The sequence below is a fragment of the Mesorhizobium sp. M4A.F.Ca.ET.090.04.2.1 genome (assembly GCF_003999085.1).
Taxonomy (GTDB): Bacteria; Pseudomonadota; Alphaproteobacteria; order Rhizobiales; family Rhizobiaceae; genus Mesorhizobium.
Map to the genome: position 1 here is coordinate 1 of NZ_RZOT01000848.1, position 1409 is coordinate 1409.

Annotated in this window: 2 protein-coding genes; both read right to left on the reverse strand. The window is 68.7% G+C overall.

What is annotated here, in order from left to right:
• A partial coding sequence (locus tag EN781_RS32540; RefSeq protein WP_281034418.1) for a 2-dehydropantoate 2-reductase N-terminal domain-containing protein occupies positions 1-309 on the reverse strand: 309 nt, incomplete at its 3' end.
• Positions 309-1409 (reverse strand): AMP-binding protein (locus tag EN781_RS32545; RefSeq protein WP_127400723.1); only part of this gene is annotated, 1101 nt, incomplete at its 5' end. The genes EN781_RS32545 and EN781_RS32540, both read right to left, overlap by 1 nt.

Genomic DNA, 1409 nt, shown 5'->3' on the forward strand with positions numbered 1-1409 from the left:
GTTCTGCATGGTGACCACCGCTGTCTCCGGCCCAAGCAGCGGTGCGAGCTGGTCGAGCGCCGGCGCCAGCGAATGGGCCTTCAGCGCCAGCACGACATAGTCCTGCACGCCGAGCTCTTCCGCGCGGGCGGCCGCCCTCACTGGCGCGGCAATCTCGCTCTCGCCCTCGATCAGCCTGAGGCCATCGGCCTTGATGGCCTCGAGATGCGCCCCGCGCGCCACGACCGACAGGTCGACCGAGCCCGCGATCGCCAGCTTGGCGGCGAGATAGCCGCCGATGGCGCCGGCGCCGAAAACGGTGACGCGCATCAGCCGAGCCCGAGTTTTGCGGCGAGGCCGATGCGCTGCAGCTTGCCGGTCGCGCCCTTGGGGATCTCGTCGAGGATCACCACCTTGCGCGGCACCTTGAAATCGGCGAGGCGCGCCGCGGCAAAGCCGCGAATGTCGGACTCGCTGGCGCTCTGCCCCTCGCGCAGCACGATCGCCACGGCCACCTCCTCGCCCAGCTTGTCGTGCGGCATGGCGAAGGTGACGACCTGCGCAACCGCCGGGTGATCCATCAGCACGCCGTCGACTTCCAGCGGCGAGATCTTCTCGCCGCCGCGGTTGATGATCTCCTTCAGCCGGCCGGTAACGCGCAGATAGCCATCCTCGTCGAGCACACCCTGATCGCCGGTGTGGAACCAGCCATGGGCGAAAGCACTCGCATTGGCGTCGGGGTTCTTCTCGTAGCCGGCCGTCACATTGGGTCCGCGAATGACGATCTCGCCGGTTTGGCCCGGTTTCAGCAACTGCCCGTCCGGCGCCATGACCGCCACGTCTGGCCCGGCTGCGGCGCCGACGCTGCCCGGCTTGCGCTGGCCGGGCGGCAGCCGGTTGGAGGCCATCTGGTGCGCGGCTTCGGTCATGCCGTAGGATTCGATCACCGGGCAGCCGAAGGTCGCCTCCAGTTCGGCCATCACCTGCGCCGGCAAGGACGCCGAGGACGAACGGATGAAACGCAATGGTGTCGCCGCGAGAGTATCCGCGTTGCGCGCCGCGCGCGGCAGGATCGCCTGGTGCATGGTCGGCACCGCCGTGTACCAGCTCGGCTTTGCCTCGCCCAGCCAGTGGAAGAAGCGCAGCGCATTGAAGCCCGGCGTGCAGAAGACGCTGCCGCCAGCGGCGAGCGAGGACAGCACCGCCGCGATCAGCCCGTGAATGTGGAAGAGCGGCATGATGTTGAGGCAGCGATCGGCCGATGTCAGGCCGAGCGTCGCGCCGATATGCTCGGCCGAGGCGGCAAGATTGGCATGGCTTAATGGCACCAGCTTCGGACGCGAGGTGGTGCCGGAAGTGTGGAGAAGCAGCGCGATGTCGGCGTCCGCAGCCAATCCGGGCGTGGCGGGCGGACCGACTGGATCGGCCGC